Below are 19,449 nucleotides of genomic sequence, written 5' to 3'. Positions count from 1 at the left end.
ACCCCGTCCCACCGGTTGCGGTACGCGCTCGTAACTTGACACCCGAAATCTGGCACTTGTTAGACCCGGCGTCAATAGAGGGGAGCGGACGGCCGTCCCACCGCTCCCGTTGTTCGACCTCAGGGTGACCCCTAAGGACCCGTACGACTCCAGAGGGACCCCAAGACGGCTCCACGGTCTGACGACCGACGTGTTCCGCGTCACTACCGTCTATTCCGTGAATGTGATCGCGACCGAAAGCCTGAGCAAGCGGTTCCCCCGGGTGACCGCGCTTGACCGGCTGACCATGGACATCGGGCCCGGGGTGACCGGACTCGTCGGAGCCAATGGAGCCGGCAAGTCCACCATGATCAAGATCCTGCTGGGTCTGTCCCCCGCCACCGAGGGCCGCGCCGAAGTGCTCGGCCTGGACGTCGCCACCAAGGGCGCCGCCATCCGTGAGCGGGTCGGGTACATGCCGGAGCACGACTGTCTGCCGCCGGACGTCTCGGCCACCGAGTTCGTCGTCCACATGGCGCGCATGTCCGGCCTGCCGCCCACCGCCGCGCGCGAGCGCACGGCGGACACCCTGCGCCATGTCGGCCTGTACGAGGAGCGCTACCGCCCCATCGGCGGCTACTCCACCGGCATGAAGCAGCGCGTGAAGCTGGCGCAGGCCCTCGTCCACGACCCCCAGCTGGTCTTCCTGGACGAGCCGACCAACGGCCTCGACCCGGTCGGCCGGGACGAGATGCTCGGCCTGATCCGCCGTATCCACACCGACTTCGGCATCTCGGTCCTGGTCACCTCCCACCTGCTGGGCGAACTGGAGCGCACCTGCGACCACGTCGTGGTCATCGACGGCGGCAAGCTCCTGCGCTCCAGTTCCACCACCGACTTCACCCAGACCACGACCACCCTCGCGATCGAGGTCACCGACACCGACGAGCACCCCGACGGCACCAAAGCGGTGCGCGAGGCGCTCGACGCGCGCGGGATCAGCGTCGAGTCCGGCAGCGGACTGCCCGGCGCCGGTCACATCCTGCTGCTCACCGCACAGGGCGAGGAGACCTACGACCTGGTCCGGGACGTGATCGCGGACCTCGGCCTCGGCCTGGTGCGCATGGAACAGCGCCGCCACCACATCGCCGAGGTCTTCACCGACAGCGACGAGCAGCGGAAGGAGGCGGCCGTCCATGGCTCTTGACCACTCCACCGCAGGCGACCAGACCCGCATCCATGACATCGGCTACCGCAACTACGACGGCCCCCGCCTCGGCCGCGCCTACGCCACCCGCTCGCTCTACTCGCAGTCCCTGCGCGGCGCCTACGGCCTCGGCCGCTCGGTGAAGTCCAAGGTGCTGCCGATGCTGCTGTTCGTGGTGATGTGCGTGCCCGCGGCCATCATGGTCGCCGTGGCGGTCGCCACCAAGGCCAACGACCTGCCCGTCGACTACACGCGCTACGCGATCGTCATGCAGGCCGTCATCAGCCTCTACGTCGCCTCCCAGGCGCCCCAGTCCGTCTCCCGCGACCTGCGCTTCAAGACCGTGCCGCTGTACTTCTCGCGGCCGATCGAGACCGCCGACTACGTCCGGGCGAAGTTCGCGGCGCTGGCCTCGGCGATGTTCGTCCTCACCGCCGCCCCGCTGCTCGTCCTCTATGTGGGCGCGCTGCTGGCCAAGCTGGACTTCGCCGACCAGACCAAGGGATTCGCACAGGGACTGGTCTCCGTGGCACTGCTCTCGCTGCTCTTCGCCGGCCTCGGCCTGGTCATCGCCTCGGTCACCCCGCGCCGCGGCTTCGGCATCGCCGCCGTGATCGCCGTACTGACCATCTCCTACGGCGCCGTCTCCACCCTCCAGGCCATCGCCGACGCCCAGGGCAGCTTCGACGCCATCGCGTGGATGGGCCTGTTCTCGCCGATCACGCTGATCGACGGGGTGCAGTCCGCCTTCCTCGGCGCCTCTTCCGCCTTCCCCGGCGGCGTCGGCCCGTCGAACGGCGAGGGCGCGGTGTACGTCCTCGTCACGCTCGGCCTGATCGCCGCCACCTACGGCCTGCTGCTGCGCCGCTACCGAAAGGCCGGACTGTGACCACGCTCTCCATCGACCATGTCTCCCGCTGGTTCGGCAACGTGGTCGCCGTCAACGACATCACCATGACCATCGGCCCCGGCGTCACCGGCCTGCTCGGCCCCAACGGTGCCGGAAAGTCCACCCTCATCAACATGATGGGCGGCTTCCTGGCCCCCTCCACCGGCACCGTCACCCTCGACGGCCAGCCGGTGTGGCGCAACGAGTCCATCTACCAGCACATCGGCATCGTCCCCGAGCGCGAGGCGATGTACGACTTCCTCACCGGCCGCGAATTCGTCGTCGCCAACGCCGAGTTGCACGGCCTGGGCGCCAAGGCGGCGCAGCAGGCGCTGGCCACGGTCGAGATGGAGTACGCCCAGGACCGCAAGATCCAGACGTACTCCAAGGGCATGCGCCAGCGCGTGAAGATGGCGTCCGCCCTGGTCCACAACCCCTCGCTGCTCCTGCTGGACGAGCCTTTCAACGGCATGGACCCGCGCCAGCGCATGCAGCTGATGGACCTGCTGCGCAGGATGGGCGACGAGGGCCGCACCGTGCTGTTCTCCTCGCACATCCTCGAAGAGGTCGAGCAACTCGCCTGGCACATCGAGGTCGTGGTCGCCGGCCGGCACGCGGCCAGCGGTGACTTCCGCAAGATCCGCCGCCTGATGACCGACCGGCCGCACCGCTACCTGGTGCGCTCCAGCGACGACCGCGCCCTCGCGGCCGCGCTGATCGCCGACCCGTCGACCTCCGGCATCGAAGTCGATCTGGCGGAGGGCGCGTTGCGCATCCAGGCCGTCGACTTCGCCCGCTTCACGGCCTTGCTGCCTCGTGTGGCGAGGGACCACGGCATCCGCCTGCACACGGTCTCGCCGTCCGACGAGTCCCTCGAGTCCGTCTTCTCGTATCTCGTCGCGGCGTAGGAGGCCGAAGATGTACGACCCCACAGTCGCCCGGCTCACCTATCGAGCCCTGCTCGGCCGTCGCCGGGCCCTCATCCTGGGCGCCCTGCCGCTGCTGCTCATCGTGATCTCGGTGATCGTGCGCGGCCTCGCGGGCGCCGACGACCAGACCGCCTCCGACCTGCTCGGCGGACTCGCCCTGGCCACCATGGTGCCGATCATCGGTGTCATCGCCGGCACCGGGGCGATCGGCCCGGAGATCGACGACGGCTCGGTGGTGTATCTGCTCTCCAAGCCGATCAAGCGCCCGACGATCATCTTCACCAAGCTGATCGTGGCCGTCGCGGTGACCATGGTGTTCTCCGCGGTGCCGACGCTGATCTCCGGCTTCATCCTCAACGGCAACGGCCAGCAGATCGCCGTGGCCTACACGGTGGCCGCACTGGTCGCCTCCATCGCGTACGCGGCCCTCTTCCTGCTGCTCGGCACGGTGTCCCGGCACGCGGTCGTCTTCGGCCTGGTCTACGCCCTGGTCTGGGAGGCCCTGTTCGGCTCCCTGGTGGCGGGCGCCCGCACCCTGAGCGTCCAGCAGTGGTCCCTGGCCGTCGCCCACGAGGTGACCGGCGGAGACCTCGTCACCTCGGACGTGGGCATCACCACGGCGACGGTGCTGCTGGTCGCGGTGACGGTCCTCGCCACCTGGTACGCGGGCCAGAAGCTGCGCACGCTGACGCTGGCGGGCGAGGAGTAGACGGCCCGCTCATTGACGGGGGCTTCACCTCTGCCCGGGCACACTGGGCGGAACGGGGACGATCCGGGAGGACGGTATGGCAGACGACTGGGACGACCTCGTCCTGGACGAGGACTTCATACGGTCCGCCGGGACCTCCGAACCGTCCGCCCGGGCCCGCATGCTGGCGGCCCGCTGGCGCGAGGAGCAGCCCGAACCCCAGCCGTGGCGCTCCGAGGAGCCCCCGGCCGGCTGGTTCTTCGGCAGGGGGCGCCGTCGCAGGTGGCGGCGGCGCTAGGCCGATTTATTCGGTGGCGCCCAACTCCAGTGGCGGGCAGGATGGTTGATGTCCAGGACGCCGGGGATCACTTCGGCGCCACCGACTGGGGAGGAGCGCGACGATGTCCATGCACGACAGTCCGTCGAGTTCCCCACAGGGCAGCCCGCGGCGGGCTCCGGAGTAGTTACCCCTCCGTCGAGCCCGCACCGCATCGGGGAGCTGCCCGGGCGGCCGCTTCGAGCACGCGAATCCCAGTTCGCGTGAGGCCGCCCTCCCGGAGGATTGGCCGAGTGGTAAGGCACCGGCTTGCTAAGCCGTGGTCGGGGGAAACCCCGCGCACGTTCGATCCGTGCATCCTCCGCAACAGAAAAACCAAGGCTGACTGCACCCACCTAGGGGCGCGGGGAACTGCGCGACCAGCCCCCACCGGCCCGCAGTCCCACACAAACCTCAGCCGAGCAGACGCTCCAGGACCACAGCAATCCCGTCCTCGTCATGAGAAGCCGTCACCTCATCGGCCACAGCCTTCAACTCCGCATGCGCATTGGCCATGGCCACACCACGCGCAGCCCACGCGAACATAGGCAGGTCATTAGGCATATCGCCGAAGGCAATCGTGTCCTTGGCCTTCAGGCCCAGTCGTCGCGCCGCGATCGACAACCCCGTCGCCTTGGACAGTCCCAGGGGCAGCAACTCGACGATGCCCGCGCCCGCCATGGCCACGGAAACGAACCCGCCCGCCGCGTGCCGCGCGACATCCGCCAGCTCGTCGTCCGACAGCGAAGGATGCTGTATGTAGATCTTGTTCAGCGGCGACGACCAGAGATCCGCCACATCGGTGAACGGCGTGGACGGGAGCTTGCCCGTGACCGCGTAACCGGGGCCGACCAGCACCTCCCCTTCCAGCCCGTCCCGGCTCGCCGCCAGGAACAGGGGACCGACCTCCGCCTCGATCTTCGCCAGCGCCACCCCGGCCAGCTGCCGGTCGAGCGTGACGGAGGTCAGCAGACGGTGCTCACCGGCGTCGTAGACCTGCGCGCCCTGTGCGCACACCGCGAGTCCCCGGTAGCCCAGGTCATCCAGGATGTGCCGGGTCCAGGGCGCCGCCCGCCCGGTCACGACGATGTGCTTGGCGCCCGCCGCGGTGGCCGCGGAGAGCGCTTCACGGGTGCGCGGGGAGACCGAGTCGTCGGACCGCAGCAGCGTGCCGTCGAGGTCGGTCGCGATCAGCCCGTAGGGGAAGGAGCCGCTCACTTGGCGATCGGCTCCAGAACCTCCCGGCCGCCCAGATACGGGCGCAGCACCTCGGGCACCCGCACCGAACCGTCGGCCAGCTGGTGGTTCTCCAGGATGGCGACGATCGTGCGCGGCACCGCGCACAGCGTGCCGTTGAGCGTCGCCAGCGGCTGCACCTTCTTGCCGTCGCGCATCCGCACCGACAGCCGCCGGGCCTGGAAGCCGTCGCAGTTGGAGGCCGAGGTCAGCTCGCGGTACTTGCCCTGGGTCGGGATCCACGCCTCGCAGTCGTACTTGCGGGAGGCGGACGAGCCCAGGTCGCCCGAGGCGACGTCGATGACCTGGAACGGCAGCTCAAGACCGGTGAGCCACTGCTTCTCCCACTCCAGGAGCCGCTTGTGCTCGTTCTCCGCGTCCTCGGGGGCGACGTAGGAGAACATCTCGACCTTGTCGAACTGGTGCACCCGGAAGATGCCGCGGGTGTCCTTGCCGTAGGTGCCGGCCTCGCGGCGGAAGCACGGCGAGAAGCCGGCGTAGCGCAGCGGCAGCTTGTCGGCGTCGAGGATCTCGTCCATGTGGTACGCGGCGAGCGGGACCTCGGAGGTGCCGACCAGGTAGTAGTCGTCCTTCTCCAGGTGGTACACGTTCTCCGCGGCCTGGCCGAGGAAGCCGGTGCCCTCCATGGCGCGCGGGCGGACCAGCGCGGGGGTGAGCATCGGGGTGAACCCGGCCTCGGTGGCCTGCGCGATCGCGGCGTTGACCAGGGCCAGCTCCAGCAGGGCGCCGACACCGGTGAGGTAGTAGAAGCGCGAGCCGGAGACCTTGGCGCCGCGCTCGACGTCGATGGCGCCCAGCGCCTCGCCGAGCTCCAGGTGGTCCTTGGGCTCGAAGCCCTCGGCGCCGAAGTCGCGGATGGTGCCGTGCGTCTCCAGGACGACGAAGTCCTCCTCGCCGCCGACGGGGACGTCGGGGTGGACGAGGTTGCCGAGCTGGAGGACGAGGCGCTTGGTCTCGTCGTCGGCCTCGTTCTGCGCGGCCTCGGCGGCCTTGACGTCCGTCTTGAGCTGCTCCGCCTTCTGGAGAAGCTCGGCGCGCTCCTCCGGAGTGGCCTTGGGGATGAGCTTGCCGAGCGACTTCTGCTCGGAGCGCAGCTCGTCGAAGCGGACGCCGGACGACCTGCGCCGCTCGTCGGCAGACAGGAGAGCGTCGACGAGCGCGACGTCCTCTCCACGGGCGCGCTGGGACGCGCGCACACGGTCGGGGTCCTCACGGAGCAGGCGAAGGTCAATCACGCGGTCAAGGCTACCGGGGCCCGGTCCCTGCTCACGACTCGCTTTTCCGGGCCACCCCGAACTGCGGCTTACGTTCCGTTATGAGCGAATTGCACCCCGTGTCAATAAAAGGTGTCTCACTCCCTGGGACGGGGCAAGCGGCGGGCGCGGTGTTGACCGGATTTCCTTGTGGAGAACGGGACTTGGGGTCTCGTCATCCACAGCCGTCCACAGTCCTGCAAGAGTTATCCACAGGGTGTGTGGAAGATCTGTGGACATCGGAATTGATCACTCCGAATAGCCGGGCCGGTTCCGAGGATTCCCAGGGCAAACCTCCTTTACGCCCACGTTCGAGTGGAAATGCGTCGCCCCAAAGGATTGCTCGAAGGAAACGAGTGGACGAAGGGTGAACCGCGCGCCGGTGGACGGAGTGGGGTGCTGTAGGGCGATTTGTCGACTGAGTCGTGTGCCAGTGTCGACTTGTCCCCAGGTCGAGAGGCCGACCTGTGGATAACTTCTGTGGATAACGACAATACGCTGGTGGTACTGGCTCAGAATCGCCCGTCCTGGCACCGGGCCACCCAGTCCGACGCCGACACGAACTCCTCGTCCGAGGTCCCGGGCCGCGGCGCGCTCACGCCCTCCACGCCCACGTCCGCGCGCGGGTAGGAGCCGAGGAACCGCACCTCCAGGCAGATCCGCTTCAGCCCCATCAGGGTTTCCGCCACCCGCCGGTCGGAGATATGGCCCTCCGCGTCGATGCAGAAGCAGTAGTTGCCGATTCCCTCGCCGGTGGGCCGGGACTGCAGCAGCATCAGGTTGATGCCCCGGGTCGCGAACTCGCCGAGCAGATCGCGCAGCCCTCCAGGGTGGTCGTCGCGCTGCCACAGCACGACGGAGGTCTTGTCCGCGCCCGTCGGCGCCGCAGGCCGGGCCGGGCGGCCCACCAGCACGAACCGGGTCTGGGCGTTCTCCGCGTCGTGGATCCCGCTCTCCAGGACGTCGAGGCCGTACAGGGCGGCGGCGAACTCGCCCGCGAAGGCGGCGTCGTACTGGCCCTCCTGGACCAGCCGGGCGGCGTCCGCGTTGGAGGCGGCCGATTCCCAGTGGGCGTCCGGGAGGTTCTTCTTCAGCCAGTTGCGCACCTGCGGCTGGGCTGCCGGGTGGGCGGAGACCGTCTTGATGTCGGAGAGCTGGGTGCCGGGCCGGACCAGCAGCGCGAAGGTGATCGACAGCAGCACCTCGCGGTAGATCATCAGTGGCGCGCCCGCGACCAGTTCGTCGAGGGTGGTGGTGATCCCGCCCTCGACGGAGTTCTCGATCGGGACGAACGCGGCCTCGGCCTCGCCCACGCGCACCGCGTCCAGCGCGGACTGCACGGAGACATAGGGGACCAGCTCCCGGGTGGCCGCCTCGGGAAGCGTGCGCAGGGCGGCTTCGGTGAAGGTGCCTTCGGGACCGAGATACGCATAGCTCGCTGGCATGACCTCACCCTAATGGCCTCGCGGGACGCCGGTGGACGCGTCTCACGACCGGGTGATCCCGGCCCGCTTCACGCCTCCAGCAGCCGCTGTCCGACGTACTCTCCCTCGGCCGCCCCGCCCGGCACCGCGAACAGGCCGCTCGACTCGTGGCGGACGAACTTCGACAGCGCGTCGCCCCGGTCGAGCTTGCGCTGCACGGTCACGAAGCCGCGCAGCGGATCCGCCTGCCAGCACACGAAGAGCAGGCCCGCGTCCGGGGTCCCGTCCGCCGCGATGCCGTCGTGAAAGGAGAACGGCCGCCGCAGCATCGCCGCCCCGCCGTTCTGGTCGGGCCGGGAGATCCGCGCGTGGGCGTTGATCGGAACGACCAGGCTGCCCTGCGCGTCCGTCTTCTCCAGGTCCATCTCGGCCGTCTCGGTGCCCCCCGACAGCGGCGCCCCGTCCGCCTTGCGGCGCCCGATGACGTCCTCCTGCTCCTTGCCGGAGAGCTGCTCCCAGTCGTCGAGGAGCATGCGGATCCGGCGTACGACGGCGTAGGAGCCGTTCGCCATCCAGTCCGGCTCGCCCGAGGAAGGCACGAAGATCCGCTTCTCGAAGTCGGACTCGGCCGGCTTGGGGTTGCGGGTGCCGTCGATCTGGCCCATCAGATTGCGGGCCGTCATGGGGTGGGCGGTGGCGCCCGGTGAGCGGTTGAAGCCGTTCATCTGCCAGCGCACCCGGGCCGCTTGCCCCGCGTCCTGCTGGAGCGCGCGCAGGGCGTGGAAGGCGACCAGTGCGTCGTCGGCGCCGATCTGCACCCACAGGTCGCCGTTGCTGCGGGCCTTGTCGAGCCGGTCGGAGGAGAAGTCGGGCAGCGGGTCCAGGGCGACAGGGCGCCGGCCGGCCAGGCCGGTGCGGGCGAAGAAGCTGTGGCCGAAGCCGAAGGTGACGGTCAGCGCGGAGGGCCCGGCGTCCCGCGCCACATCGGTGTCGCCGCTGCCTGTCGGCTCGCCCGCCATCAGCCGTCGTGCCGTCTCCGACCAGCGGCGCAGCAGTGCGGCGGCCTCCTTGCGGCCCGCCCCCGCCGTCAGGTCGAAGGCGATGAGATGGCCACGGGCCTGGAGGCCCTGGAGGATGCCGGGCTGATGTTTCCCGTGAAACATCGCCTGCTCGGCGCCCACCGAGGTGAGCGGGGTCGCCGGGGCGGGCGCGGCGGCATAGCCCACGGCGCCGCCGGTCGCGCCGAGTACGAGCCCGGTGGCACCGGCGGTGCCGAGGAGGGCGCGGCGCGTCACGCCCTGCGGGGCGTCTGCGGGGCCGCTCTCCTCGGTGACGGGGGTGCGGGCCTCCGGGATGGACTGGTCAGCCATGGTCGTTCAGCCGATCTGCGCGTTCTTGGAGACGGTCGTCTGGTCGATGTCGGAGGTCCGGACGGTCACGGCGATCTTCCAGTCGCCGGCCATCGGGAGCTGGACGCCGTTCGCCGACCAGTGTCCGGTGGTGATGTGGTCCGGGACGACGGGCAGCGGCCCGATGTCCTGGGCTTCGAGAGTGAAGGCGACCTTCACCTCGGGGACGTCGAAGGCCCGTCCGTTGGGGCGGGTGGCGTAGACGTGCATCTCGTTGTCGCCGACCCGCGCGGGGTCGAGTTCGAGCCGTACGACGCCCTTGCCGTCCTCGCCGCCGGTGTCGAAGGCCATGTCCAGGGTCAGCGCCCCGGAGGATCCGGTGGACGAGGACGACGAGGCGGCGGTGGCCTTGGCGGCGTCCTGCTCGGTGCGGCCGGGTTCGGTGGAGGTCAGCGCGGTGGTGACCGCCAGCAGCACGATGGCGACGCCCGCCTCGGCGAGCACGGATCGGCGCAGCCCGAACCGGTTCGGGTCGGCGTCCCGCTGCCGCTTCTGCCGGGCGGTGTCGATGGCGGCCCGCTGGCGGGCGAGTTGAGCGGCCCGCTCGGGATCAGCGGACCCGCTCGCTCCCTCGGCGTCTCCGGTGTCCCCGGCCCCGCTTGCCGCGACCTTCTGCTTCCGCGGCGCCGCGGCCACCGTCTCCGCCAGCCGGGCCGTCCACCGCCGGGAGATCCACGCGACCCCGACGAGCAGCGCCACCAGGCCGATCTTGACCATCAGCAGCTGTCCGTAGCGGGTCTCGGTGAACGCCGACCAGGAGCCGAGCTGACGCCACGACTGGTAGACGCCGGTGACGACGAGGGCGACCACACTGCCGAACGCGAGCGCCGAGAACCGTCGTACGGCCGTGCCGTCCAGGGGCGTCTCGGGCGAGCGGTACAGGGCGGTGAGCAGGGCGGTGAGGCCGCCGAGCCAGGTGGCGACGGCGAGCAGGTGGACGACGTCGACCGGCATCGCGATCCCCGGCTGGAGGCCGCTGGAGGCGTGCTCGGACATCGCCCAGCTCGCCGCGAGCCCGGCCGCCACGACCGTGCCGCCGATGGCGAGCCCGAAGGTCAGGTCCCGCTTCTCCTCGTCCTCCCGCTTGTCGTAGGCGCCGAACAGCACCGCGATGAACAGGGCCGCGGCGGCGAGCAGCAGGAGCCGGGAGACCAGGGCCGCGCCGGTCTTGGTCTGCAGGACGTCGCCGAGCAGGGTCACGTCGAAGAAGTCGCTGATGCGGCCGGAGGAGGTGTAGGAGCCGCGCATGAGGAGCAGCGCGAGGGTGGCCGAGGTGAGCGCCAGCCAGCCGGCGACCACCACCCGCTGCACCGCCCGCACGCCCGCCCCGCGCTGCCAGCAGGCGAGCACGAAGGCGGCGCCGCCGACCAGGACGACGAAGCCCGCGTAGGACACATAGCGGCCCAGGCCGTAGAGCACGCCGACGGCCCCGCCGCCCGCCGTCTGGTCCGAGACGGAGACGGTGGTCGCCGAGGGGGCGCCGACGGAGAAGGTGTAGGCGCCGGCGACGGGGTGGCTGTCGGCCGAGACGACCTGGTAGGAGACGGTGTAGGTGCCGTCCGTCAGACCGCTCTTCAGGTTCACCGCGTAGGTCGTGCCGCTGACGCCCGAGGGCTTGCCGGTGTCGACGCGCTCGCCGTCGGGGGCGAGGACGCGCAGCGAGTCGTCGGAGAGCGCGATCTCCTCGGAGAAGGTGAGCGAGATCCGGTCCGGGGCCTGGTCGACCACCGCCCCCTGCTGGGGGTCGCTGCCGGTCAGCGCGGCATGCGCGGAGACCGGCCCGGCACCGGCGAGGAGCAGTCCGGCGGTGGCCAGGAGCAGCAGCACCAGGGTCCGGACGCGGGGAGCGATGGTCGCGGTCAACAAGGGTTCCTCCCTCAGTGTCCGGTCATGGGGGTGTACGTGGCCGGCTTCACCGGCATGTCGACCGTGACGGGGTCGGAGTCGGCGAAGTGCAGGACCACGGACACCGTGTCGCCCTCCTTCGGCTTCCGCTTCAGCTTCTCGAACATCAGGTGGGTGCCGCCGCTCTTGAACACGACTTGACCGTCGGCGGGCACCGGGAGCTCGGTGACCTCCCGCATCGCGGAGTCGACCGTCTCGTGCAGGGTGACGGCGCCCGCGATGTCGCTGGTGACGGAGGTCAGTTCGTCCTGGGTGCCGCCGTCGTTGGCGAGGGTCAGGAAGCCCGCCGCCATGGAGTCGGAGACCGGCTGGGGCATGTAGGCGCCGCTGACGGAGAGTTCGGGCCCGGAGTCGTCGGAACCGCAGCCGGCCAGCAGAAGAGCGGAGGCTGTGACCGCGGCCGCCATCCCGAGCCGCCTCACGGGTTCTCCCCCTTGATGATCTTGGGGAGGTCCTTGGTGTAGTCCTCGACGGTGGCGTCCTCGCCGTAGAGCACATAACCGCCGTCGGTCTTCGGGGAGAACGCGATGACCTGGGTGCCGTGCGTGGAGACCATCTTGCCCTTCTCCTTGTGCGGCGGCTCGATGCTGATGCCGAGAGTGCGGGCGCCGGCCTGGATGGTGGCGAAGTCGCCGGTCAGACCGACGACCTGGGGGTCGATGCCCTTGAGCCACTTGCCGAGTTCCGGGGCGGTGTCGCGCTCGGGGTCGGTGGTGACGAACACGACGCGCAGCTCGTCCTGTTCGGCCCTGGGCAGCTGCTTCTTGGCGACGGCGATGTTGTTCATCGTCAGCGGGCAGATGTCGGGGCAGTTGGTGTAGCCGAAGTAGATCAGCGTCGGCTTGCCCGCGGTCTCCTCGCGGAAGTCGTAGGACTTGCCGTCGGTGTCGGTGAGGACCAGGTCCGGCTTCTCGAACGGCTTGTCGAGGACGGTCGCGGCCTGGTCGGAGCCGGGCTCCTCGGAGACCACGGTGACGGGCGCGGCGTCGTCGTCACCGCTGCCGCAGGCGGACAGGGTCAGGGCGGCGGCGGCGAGCAGGGCGGCCGCCGCGAACTTCTTGGTGCGCATGGCAGGAATTTCCCGGAGGTGAAGGGCCCGGACACGCGCCCCAGCACTACGACTGGGGCGCGCGCCGAGGGGATGGACTCAGGCGTTGGTACGCCGACGGCCGGCGAGCACGCCGTAGGCCACGCCGAGGGCGCCGACGACGATGCCCACCACGCCCAGGACGCGGGCGGTGGTGTCGGTGCCGTCGGAGCCGGACTCGTCGGCGGTGGTGGTCGCGGCCGCCGGGGAGGCGTCGTCGGAGGGCTCCTCGCTCGCCCCCGAGCCGTGGTGGCCGTCCTCGGAGGCGGCGGACAGGGTCAGCACCGGAGCGGGCTTCTCCGGCTCCTCCTCGCCCTCCTGCGGGACCTCGATCCAGCGCGCGACCTCGTCGTCGTCGTACGTCTGGACGGCCTTGAAGACCAGCTCGTCGGTGTCCTCGGGCAGGGCGCCCATGGAGACCGCGAACTTCTGGAAGAAGCCGGGCTCGATGCCCTTGCCGGTGGCGGTCCAGGTGATCTTGCTGACGGCCTCGTCGATCTTCTGGCCGTGCAGCTCGATCGGCTCGTCCAGCTCGGCCTTGGTGATCTTCGCGGTCCAACCGGCGATGGGCTCGGGCCGGGCGGAGGCGAGCGGGTGGTCGGCCGGGAAGCTGACCTCCAGCTTCACGGTGCTCGCCGTGTCGCTCTCGTTCGGGACCCGGAAGTCGACGACGGCGTAACCGCCCTTGGCGGCCTCGCCCTCGGGCTGCACGGTGACATGCGCGAGGGCAGGGGCGGACAGGGCGAGCACGGCGGTACCGGCGAGGGCACCGACGGCGGCGATACGGGAAGAGATCTTCATACGGGAGCACTCCACGGGTGGGATTCGGTTGTTCCGGTGGTGTAGAGGGGCGCATGCGGTGCGACGTGGCATGCGCGGGCCGCACGACGGCGGCCCCTACCGGAATCCGAACGGATCTCCCAGCGGTGGACGCGTCGCGTCAGGCGGCGAGCACGAGTGCGGGGACGGCGGCGGGCGGCCCGCGCCGGATCACCGTGTGCTGGAGCGCGGCGGTGCGCGGCTCGGGGGTGGCGAGCGGGGCGGTGCGCGGCAGGCGCGGGCCGGTGCCGGGCAGGTCCGGGAGCCCGGCCCGCAGGGTGCGGACCAGGGCGAGGGCCGCGCGCAGGGACCGTACGGCCGCGCCCTCGGCGAGGGAGTGGGCCGAGAGGTCGATCAGCCGGCGCAGGGCCAGGTCGCCGCGGCGCAGCAGCCAGCCGGCGGCCAGGGCCGCGAGCAGATGGCCGAGCAGCATCGGCAGGGACGGCAGCAGCGACGCGGAGTCGGTGACGGCCTCGGCCGGGTGGTGCGGCTCGGCGGAGGCCGGCCGGAGCCGGGCCTCGGTGAGGATCCTGTGCGCCTGGGCGGGGCTGATGGCCGCCGCCGTGGTGCCGCAGACCAGCCGCGCGGCCTGCGCGACGAGCGCGGCGTCCGAGGCGGTGGCGGCCGAGGTGGCGTCCGCCCCGTGCTGGCCGAGCCCGAACAGCGTGTGCAGGACGGTCTGTCCGAGCGCGAGCAGCGCCGCGATGCCGGGCATCGAGCGCTCACGGCCGGCGAGCGGTACGGCGACCGCGAGCACCGCGAGGAATCCGGCGCCCAGGGTCCACAGCGGGATCGAGACGCAGGAGCCGAGTGCGTGTCCGCCCGCGGCCAGCACGACGCAGACCGCGGCGAACACCGCGGCCCGCAGGATCCGGACGTCACGTCCGGGGCGCGCCGTGCGCTGGTGGGGGGCACTCATGGCGGCCCCATCATCGCACCGGCCTTACGGCCCCCATACGGCAGGTCCGCAAGGTGACCTACGAGTGGAAGATCCCCCTCTGGGGTGAACCAGTCCCTCATACACCGTTGACGACTTCGCGCGCATCGCCCATATGGGCGGTATCACGTCAACGATGTGCTTACACCCGGGCGTGGGCGGCAATACGTAACGGTATGTCGAGCCGTGGCCGGGAGGCTGGAGCATGAGCATCTGGTGGTCACTCCATTTGCGGCGTGAGGCTGCGAGCGTTCCGCTCGCCCGGCGGCTTCTGCTCGGCACCATGGAGAGCGCCGGCGTGGACCCGGACGTGTCGTACGACCTTTCCGTCGCGCTCAGCGAGGCGTGCGCGAATGCCGTGGAGCACGGCGGGGGCACCGCGCTCGACGGCGGTTCGCAGGCCTACCGGGTCACGGCCTATCTGGACGGTGAGACCTGCCGGATCGAGGTCGCCGACTCCGGTCCCGGCTTCGGTGGCGCGAGCCGCGGCACCCGCCCGATGTCCATGGAGGCCGAGGACGGCCGGGGGCTCCATCTGATCCAGGAGCTCGCGGACCACGTCCACATCGGCACCGAGCCGGGGCTGGGCGGCGCGGTGGTGAGCTTCGACAAGATCCTGAAGTGGCGGAAGGACGCGGCGCCTTTGATGGCCGTCTAGGGAGAGCCGTCCTGGTGTTTTGCGTCACCCTTTCGGGAAAGCGGCAGTACGGTATGTGAACCGCGAATCAGAAAGCGCCGATGGCCTGAAGTGGAAGTCCGAAATCCGCCTTTATCAAGGGCTGGATTTAGTCACTCGGAGCACTCGAAGATCCGTCGAGGACGGCTCAAGACCTGCCCTTCTGTGGTTCGGTGACGCTGGGCTGGTGATTTCCGGCCACCCTTGACGAAGCTTTTGCTTGACTGGTTATTGCCCTTCGTACAGCCTCATGATTCATGACGATAGGTCGCCGAAAGCGTCAACTTGAAGAGTTGTCTCACTTTCTACGGACCCGGCGAATGCGGCTGTCCCCGGCGGAAGTCGGGCTCAGTGCCTCGGGTCGCCGACGTACACCCGGACTGCGCAGGGAGGAAGTCGCCGTCCTCGCCGGCGTCGGCACGTCCTGGTACACCTGGCTGGAACAGGGCCGGGACATCAACGTCTCCGAATCGGTCCTCGGCGCGATCAGCGGAGCGCTGCGCCTCAACCCCGCCGAGGAGATCTACCTCTACCGGCTCGCCGGGCTGAAGACACCGGACGTCGACCAGCGGGCGGACAGCGGTCCCGCCGACCCCGAGCGGCTGGCCGAGATCGTGAACCACTGGTTCCCCAACCCGGCGCTGGTCCGGGACCGCAGCTGGAACATCCTGGCCGCCAACTCGGCCGTCCCCGAGTTCCTGGGCTTCGGGGGACCCGGCGGGAACATCCTGGTGGAGTTCTTCACCGACCCCACCTGCCGCCGCCGTTACGCCCACCCGGACGCCCTCGCCCGCAGCACGGTCGCCCGCTTTCGCGCGGACGTGGCCGACTGCTTCGGCCGCCCGGAGGTCGAGCGCGTCCTCGACGAGCTCAGCGACCGGAGCCCGGAGTTCGCCGAACTGTGGGGCGGCCACGAAGTGCTGGAACCGGCCACCAGCCGGACCAAGGAGATCAGCCATGACAGCGTCGGAGTGCTCAGCTTCGACGTGCACGAATGGGAACTCGCCGCCGACCACGAGGTCCAGCTGGTCCTGCACATGCCGACGGTGCAGGAGACCCGCGACAAGCTGGACGCCTTCTTCGCCGCGGCCGGTCCGGACGATCCGGACCGGCCGGGCGAGGACGGCGCGGGGGACGACGACGATCAGCTGCCGTCGAACGCCGTCGCGGCCGCGTAGGAGTCCTCGAAGGTCTGATACCGCTGGATGAGGCCGTCGCGGACCGTGATCCGGATCGCGAAGGGGCCCGAGAACGACTTGCCGGTCGAGATCACCTTGTGGCTGAACTCCCCGAGGACGAAGGCGTCCTCCCCGTCCACGGCGATGCGCTCGACGTCGAAGCGCTGGGTGTCCACCGCGGCCACGAACCGCTGGAAGTACCCCTCCACCTCATGACGGCCGACCAGGTGCCCCGTCCACGGGACGACGGGGGCGCCCGCCACCACCAGCTCCGCCCGCTCGGCGAACAGCTCCGGCAGCCCGGGCAGATCGCCCACCCCGAAACGGTTGAAGAACTCCTGGACGGTGTCCGCGGTGGAGCGGACCGAATGCTGCGTCATGCGCTGTGTCCTTCCTTGGTGAGGCTGCCGGCCGGGGCCAGCGTGGCCAGATGGCCGTGGATCCGGGTCAGTTCCGGGGTGGTGTCCTGGGCGGCGACATAGTGGTCGGGGCGGACCAGGACGGCGGAGAAGCGCCGCCCCGGCGCCGAGCGCACCGTCAGCAGATCGCCGTACGTCCCGGTCAGCTCGGTCAGCCGGGGCGGGCGGCTGCCGGTGGGCGGGAGGGTGACGAGCAGCGTGTAGCGGTCGACCGGCAGGGACTCGCGCAGGGCGTCGTCGACGAGGAGATGGCCGTTGCGGTGGCTCGGGCGGCGCAGCCGTCCGGACCGGTCCTCGTCGACGGCGGGTCCTGCCGGGTAGTGGTTGGTCAGACCCGCCAGCCACGGCGAGTAGAACCGATCGAAGACGCCGGAGCGCTCGGCGAACCGGGCGGAGACGTCGCGCAGCACGATCTGCCAGCGCTTGGCGAGCATCCACGCCTTCGTCTGCACCTCGGCCTGCTTCACCACACCCTGGGCGACCGCGGCGCGCTCCACGCCGTAGCTGTCCAGCAGCCCCGGCGCGGCCGCGCCGCGGTGCACCAGGGCCAGCTTCCAGGCGAGGTTGTGGGCGTCGGTCACCCCGGTGTTCAGGCCCTGGCCGCCCGCGGGGCTGTGGATGTGCGCCGCGTCGCCTGCGAGGAAGACCCGTCCGGCGCGGAACCGCTCGGCGTGCCGGGCGTGGATGCTGAACGTGGTCTGCCAGGAGACGTCGTACAGCTTCAGGCCGCCGGGCCCCCGCTTGTCGACGAAGTCCTGGAGGACCTCCTCGGTGAGGTCCTCGGGGCGCATGCCGGGCGGGCCGGCCGTGAACACGCGGAAGCGGCCGTTGTAGAGCGGGACCAGGACCATGATCCCGTTCTCGGTGCAGTAGTAGTGCACGGCGTCCCGCTGGAGGTCCCCGTCGATCGCGGTGTCGGCGAGGATGAACACGTTGGGATAGGTGGCGCCCTTGAACTCCACGCCCAGCGACTTGCGGACGGTGCTGCCCGCGCCGTCGCCGCCGATGACGTAGGCGAACTCCTCGGTGGACTCGGTGCCGTCCGGGGCGCGCAGGGTCGCCAGCACGCCGTCCGGGTCCTGGCTCAGCCGGGTCAGCTCGGTGCGCCACTCGATCTTCCCGCCGAAGTCGGTGAACGCCTCGCGCAGCAGCTCCTCGACGTCCGGCTGGACGATCACCATCGGGCGGGTGCGGTCGCCGAAGACGATGTCGCAGATCGGGTCGGTGCCGGAGTTGTAGCGGAAGGAGTGCACGGGCAGACCGTGCTTGTCGATGTAGGTGGTGGCGCCGAGGCCGCGGAACACCTCCAGGGTGCGGGGCCACACCATCAGCGCCTTGGTCAGCGGGCTGGGCGCGTCGGTCTTGTCCACCAGGCGTACCGGGGTGCCCCGGCGGGCCAGTTCGGCCGCGGCGGTCAGACCGACCGGGCCCGCGCCGACGACCAGCACCGGCCTTTCATCGGGTGTGCTCATGAGGTCTCTCCCATCGTGATCGGTTCCCGGGTGTCGTGTTCGGCGGCGGGCGTGGGCTTCCCGGCCGGGGCGGGGCGCAGCATCCGCATGATCAGCGGGGCGCCCAGCGCGCACACCGCGGCGAGCAGCCACAGCACGGTGTGCAGGGCGGAGGTGTAGGCGTCCGAGACGTAGGCGATGAAGTCGGCCTGCTGGGCGGCGGGCACCTCGTCGGCGGCCGCGCTGATCTCGCCCTGCACGACCCGGTTGGCGAGGTCGCCGACGCCGCCCTCCCAGCCCTCGGGGTTCTTGAGGTTGCCCTGGACGATGCTGACCAGTACCGAGCCCATCCCGGCGATGGCGACGGCCTCGCCGGTCAGCCGCATGGTGTTGAACAGTCCGGCCGCCATGCCCGCCCGGCTCGCGTCCACGGCGCCGATCGCGGCGCCGTCGAGCAGACCGAAGGAGATGCCGACGCCGGTGCCGATGACCAGCAGCGGACCGGCGAGCGCGGCGGTCGTGGAGTCCTGGTCGAGGACGGTGAGCCAGGCCGCGCCGCCCGCCACCAGCAGCAGGCTCACCCCGAGCAGCACCGAGGTGGAGACCTTGCGGGCGAGCACGCCGCTGATCACGGGCAGCGCCAGCACCGGGCCGCTCAGCAGCAGCATGGTCAGACCGGCGCGCTGCGAGCTCATGCCGTTGACCCCGATGAAGAAGGACGGCAGGAACACCAGCAGACACACGAAGCCGAAGGCCAGCAGCACCGGCATCAGGCTGACCGCGGCGAACTTCGGCTCCCGCAGCAGCGACAGCTCCAGCATCGGCCGCGCCCGCCGCTTCTCGATCCGCACGAACGCCGTCATCAGCACGACGGACAGCACCGCGAGCGCCAGCACGACCGGGTGTGCCCAGCCGAGCTGCGGGCCCTCCACCAGGGCGAGGGTGAAGGCGAACAGGGCGCCGCTGAAGGTGGTCGCGCCGGCGTAGTCCACGCCGGAGGCCTCCGGGTCGCGGGACTCGGCCAGCGCCGGGCGCAGCAGCAGGACGGCCGCGGCGACGGCGGCGTGGGCCACGAACACCGAGCGCCAGCCCCAGGCCCCGACCAGCAGCCCGGACAGGGAGGGACCGAGGGCGAGCCCGAGCCCGAAGGAGGAACCGAGGAAGCCGAACGCCCGTGCCCGGGCGGTGCCTTCGTAGGCCTGGGCGAGCAGCGCGGTCGCCGCGGTGAGCACCATCGCCGCGCCGACGCCGGCCGCGCCGCGCAGCACGTCGATCAGCACGACCTCGGAGACGAGGGCGCAGCCGGCCGTGCACAGCACGAAGACGATCAGGCCGAGCGTGAACATCCGGCGGCGGCCGACCAGATCGGCGAGCGATCCGGCGACCAGCATCACGCTGGCGAAGGTGAGGTTGTAGGCGTTGACGACCCACTGCACGGTCACCAGCGAGGCGTTCAGATCGCTGCCGAGATCCGGCAGCGCGACGGAGGTTCCGGTGAGGGAGGCGGGCAGCAGCCCGCAGGAGACACAGACCGCGATGAGGGTGAGGACGGGACGGGAGCGCAGGGCACCCGTCGACGGAGTGGACACAAGAACTCCAGATGTAGAGGTGTGGAGGGACTCGCAG

At 70.6% G+C, this 19,449-nt stretch carries 19 protein-coding genes and 1 tRNA gene; 8 read left to right on the top strand and 12 right to left on the bottom strand.

Annotation, left to right across the window (positions count from 1 at the left end; all coding sequences use genetic code 11):
• Positions 1 to 223 precede the first annotated feature (223 nt).
• The 6 genes from STRCI_RS20440 to STRCI_RS20415 all read left to right on the top strand — a co-directional run bounded on the left by STRCI_RS20440 (position 224) and on the right by STRCI_RS20415 (position 4,333).
• On the top strand, positions 224 to 1,186 hold the full coding sequence (locus STRCI_RS20440; protein ID WP_269664600.1) for an ABC transporter ATP-binding protein: 963 nt from the start codon (positions 224 to 226) through the stop codon (positions 1,184 to 1,186).
• Positions 1,176 to 2,075, top strand: a complete 900-nt coding sequence (locus STRCI_RS20435; protein WP_269660393.1) for an ABC transporter permease — start codon at positions 1,176 to 1,178, stop codon at positions 2,073 to 2,075. The genes STRCI_RS20440 and STRCI_RS20435 overlap by 11 nt, the downstream gene beginning before the upstream one ends.
• Positions 2,072 to 2,983, top strand: coding sequence for an ABC transporter ATP-binding protein (locus STRCI_RS20430; RefSeq protein ID WP_269660392.1), 912 nt, complete (start codon positions 2,072 to 2,074; stop codon positions 2,981 to 2,983). Before STRCI_RS20435 ends, STRCI_RS20430 begins: the two co-directional genes overlap by 4 nt.
• Before the next feature lie 10 nt (positions 2,984 to 2,993).
• A complete protein-coding gene (locus STRCI_RS20425) occupies positions 2,994 to 3,713 on the top strand; it encodes an ABC transporter permease subunit (protein WP_269660391.1) in 720 nt (239 codons plus the stop codon).
• A gap of 76 nt (positions 3,714 to 3,789) precedes the next feature.
• Entirely contained in the window at positions 3,790 to 3,990 is a 201-nt protein-coding gene (locus STRCI_RS20420; RefSeq protein ID WP_269660390.1) for an SGM_3592 family protein, read from the top strand.
• 258 nt (positions 3,991 to 4,248) lie between these two features.
• Positions 4,249 to 4,333, top strand: a tRNA-Ser gene (locus STRCI_RS20415).
• A gap of 89 nt (positions 4,334 to 4,422) precedes the next feature.
• Here STRCI_RS20415 and STRCI_RS20410 read toward each other — a convergent pair.
• From STRCI_RS20410 to STRCI_RS20370, 9 genes are all read right to left on the bottom strand, one after another.
• Positions 4,423 to 5,226, bottom strand: coding sequence for an HAD family hydrolase (locus STRCI_RS20410; RefSeq protein WP_269660389.1), 804 nt, complete (start codon positions 5,224 to 5,226; stop codon positions 4,423 to 4,425).
• Positions 5,223 to 6,500 carry a serine--tRNA ligase gene (serS, locus tag STRCI_RS20405; protein ID WP_269660388.1) on the bottom strand — a complete coding sequence of 426 codons (1,278 nt, stop codon included), beginning with the start codon at positions 6,498 to 6,500 and terminating at the stop codon, positions 5,223 to 5,225. Before serS ends, STRCI_RS20410 begins: the two co-directional genes overlap by 4 nt.
• A gap of 530 nt (positions 6,501 to 7,030) precedes the next feature.
• On the bottom strand, positions 7,031 to 7,963 hold the full coding sequence (gene pheA / locus STRCI_RS20400) for a prephenate dehydratase (RefSeq protein ID WP_269660387.1): 933 nt from the start codon (positions 7,961 to 7,963) through the stop codon (positions 7,031 to 7,033).
• Positions 7,964 to 8,031: 68 nt separating this feature from the next.
• Positions 8,032 to 9,312 (bottom strand): iron uptake transporter deferrochelatase/peroxidase subunit, encoded by a 1,281-nt coding sequence (efeB, locus tag STRCI_RS20395; protein ID WP_269660385.1) that lies wholly within the window; start codon positions 9,310 to 9,312, stop codon positions 8,032 to 8,034.
• Between the two features lie 6 nt (positions 9,313 to 9,318).
• Positions 9,319 to 11,214 (bottom strand): copper resistance CopC/CopD family protein, encoded by a 1,896-nt coding sequence (locus tag STRCI_RS20390; RefSeq protein WP_269660384.1) that lies wholly within the window; start codon positions 11,212 to 11,214, stop codon positions 9,319 to 9,321.
• Between the two features lie 14 nt (positions 11,215 to 11,228).
• Entirely contained in the window at positions 11,229 to 11,678 is a 450-nt protein-coding gene (locus tag STRCI_RS20385; RefSeq protein WP_418953362.1) for a copper chaperone PCu(A)C, read from the bottom strand.
• On the bottom strand, positions 11,675 to 12,325 hold the full coding sequence (locus STRCI_RS20380) for an SCO family protein (protein WP_269660383.1): 651 nt from the start codon (positions 12,323 to 12,325) through the stop codon (positions 11,675 to 11,677). The genes STRCI_RS20385 and STRCI_RS20380 overlap by 4 nt, the downstream gene beginning before the upstream one ends.
• A gap of 78 nt (positions 12,326 to 12,403) precedes the next feature.
• Positions 12,404 to 13,144, bottom strand: a complete 741-nt coding sequence (locus STRCI_RS20375) for a YcnI family copper-binding membrane protein (RefSeq protein ID WP_269660382.1) — start codon at positions 13,142 to 13,144, stop codon at positions 12,404 to 12,406.
• A gap of 139 nt (positions 13,145 to 13,283) precedes the next feature.
• Complete coding sequence (locus STRCI_RS20370; RefSeq protein ID WP_269660381.1) at positions 13,284 to 14,081, bottom strand: hypothetical protein; 798 nt, start codon at positions 14,079 to 14,081, stop codon at positions 13,284 to 13,286.
• 223 nt (positions 14,082 to 14,304) lie between these two features.
• On the opposite strand from STRCI_RS20370, the gene STRCI_RS20365 reads away from it, so the two are divergent.
• Positions 14,305 to 14,757 carry an ATP-binding protein gene (locus STRCI_RS20365; protein ID WP_269660380.1) on the top strand — a complete coding sequence of 151 codons (453 nt, stop codon included), beginning with the start codon at positions 14,305 to 14,307 and terminating at the stop codon, positions 14,755 to 14,757.
• A 275-nt stretch (positions 14,758 to 15,032) separates the two neighbouring features.
• Positions 15,033 to 15,953 (top strand): helix-turn-helix transcriptional regulator, encoded by a 921-nt coding sequence (locus STRCI_RS20360; protein ID WP_269660379.1) that lies wholly within the window; start codon positions 15,033 to 15,035, stop codon positions 15,951 to 15,953.
• On the opposite strand, the gene STRCI_RS20355 is transcribed toward STRCI_RS20360, so the two are convergent.
• Genes STRCI_RS20355 through STRCI_RS20345 form a run of 3 tightly spaced genes read right to left on the bottom strand, consistent with a single transcriptional unit; the run spans position 15,920 to position 19,412 of the window.
• Positions 15,920 to 16,333, bottom strand: a complete 414-nt coding sequence (locus tag STRCI_RS20355; RefSeq protein WP_269660378.1) for a nuclear transport factor 2 family protein — start codon at positions 16,331 to 16,333, stop codon at positions 15,920 to 15,922. The genes STRCI_RS20360 and STRCI_RS20355 overlap by 34 nt on opposite strands.
• Entirely contained in the window at positions 16,330 to 17,844 is a 1,515-nt protein-coding gene (locus tag STRCI_RS20350) for an FAD-dependent monooxygenase (protein WP_269660377.1), read from the bottom strand. The genes STRCI_RS20355 and STRCI_RS20350 overlap by 4 nt, the downstream gene beginning before the upstream one ends.
• Positions 17,841 to 19,412 (bottom strand): MFS transporter, encoded by a 1,572-nt coding sequence (locus STRCI_RS20345; RefSeq protein WP_269660376.1) that lies wholly within the window; start codon positions 19,410 to 19,412, stop codon positions 17,841 to 17,843. Before STRCI_RS20345 ends, STRCI_RS20350 begins: the two co-directional genes overlap by 4 nt.
• Positions 19,413 to 19,449 lie beyond the last annotated feature (37 nt).

This window comes from Streptomyces cinnabarinus, assembly GCF_027270315.1.
In the GTDB taxonomy this organism is placed as follows: domain Bacteria; phylum Actinomycetota; class Actinomycetes; order Streptomycetales; family Streptomycetaceae; genus Streptomyces; species Streptomyces cinnabarinus.
This window is presented reverse-complemented; position numbering and strand designations above follow the sequence as displayed.

Excerpts from the sequence above, each read along its gene's own strand:
- STRCI_RS20435 (WP_269660393.1), top strand. The coding sequence starts at position 1,176 with ATGGCTCTTGACCACTCCACCGCAGGCGACCAGACCCGCATCCATGAC.
- STRCI_RS20425 (WP_269660391.1), top strand. The coding sequence starts at position 2,994 with ATGTACGACCCCACAGTCGCCCGGCTCACCTATCGAGCCCTGCTCGGC.
- STRCI_RS20420 (WP_269660390.1), top strand. The coding sequence starts at position 3,790 with ATGGCAGACGACTGGGACGACCTCGTCCTGGACGAGGACTTCATACGG.
- pheA (WP_269660387.1), bottom strand. The coding sequence starts at position 7,963 with ATGCCAGCGAGCTATGCGTATCTCGGTCCCGAAGGCACCTTCACCGAA.
- efeB (WP_269660385.1), bottom strand. The coding sequence starts at position 9,312 with ATGGCTGACCAGTCCATCCCGGAGGCCCGCACCCCCGTCACCGAGGAG.
- STRCI_RS20380 (WP_269660383.1), bottom strand. The coding sequence starts at position 12,325 with ATGCGCACCAAGAAGTTCGCGGCGGCCGCCCTGCTCGCCGCCGCCGCC.
- STRCI_RS20375 (WP_269660382.1), bottom strand. The coding sequence starts at position 13,144 with ATGAAGATCTCTTCCCGTATCGCCGCCGTCGGTGCCCTCGCCGGTACC.
- STRCI_RS20370 (WP_269660381.1), bottom strand. The coding sequence starts at position 14,081 with ATGAGTGCCCCCCACCAGCGCACGGCGCGCCCCGGACGTGACGTCCGG.
- STRCI_RS20365 (WP_269660380.1), top strand. The coding sequence starts at position 14,305 with ATGAGCATCTGGTGGTCACTCCATTTGCGGCGTGAGGCTGCGAGCGTT.
- STRCI_RS20360 (WP_269660379.1), top strand. The coding sequence starts at position 15,033 with ATGACGATAGGTCGCCGAAAGCGTCAACTTGAAGAGTTGTCTCACTTT.
- STRCI_RS20355 (WP_269660378.1), bottom strand. The coding sequence starts at position 16,333 with ATGACGCAGCATTCGGTCCGCTCCACCGCGGACACCGTCCAGGAGTTC.
- STRCI_RS20350 (WP_269660377.1), bottom strand. The coding sequence starts at position 17,844 with ATGAGCACACCCGATGAAAGGCCGGTGCTGGTCGTCGGCGCGGGCCCG.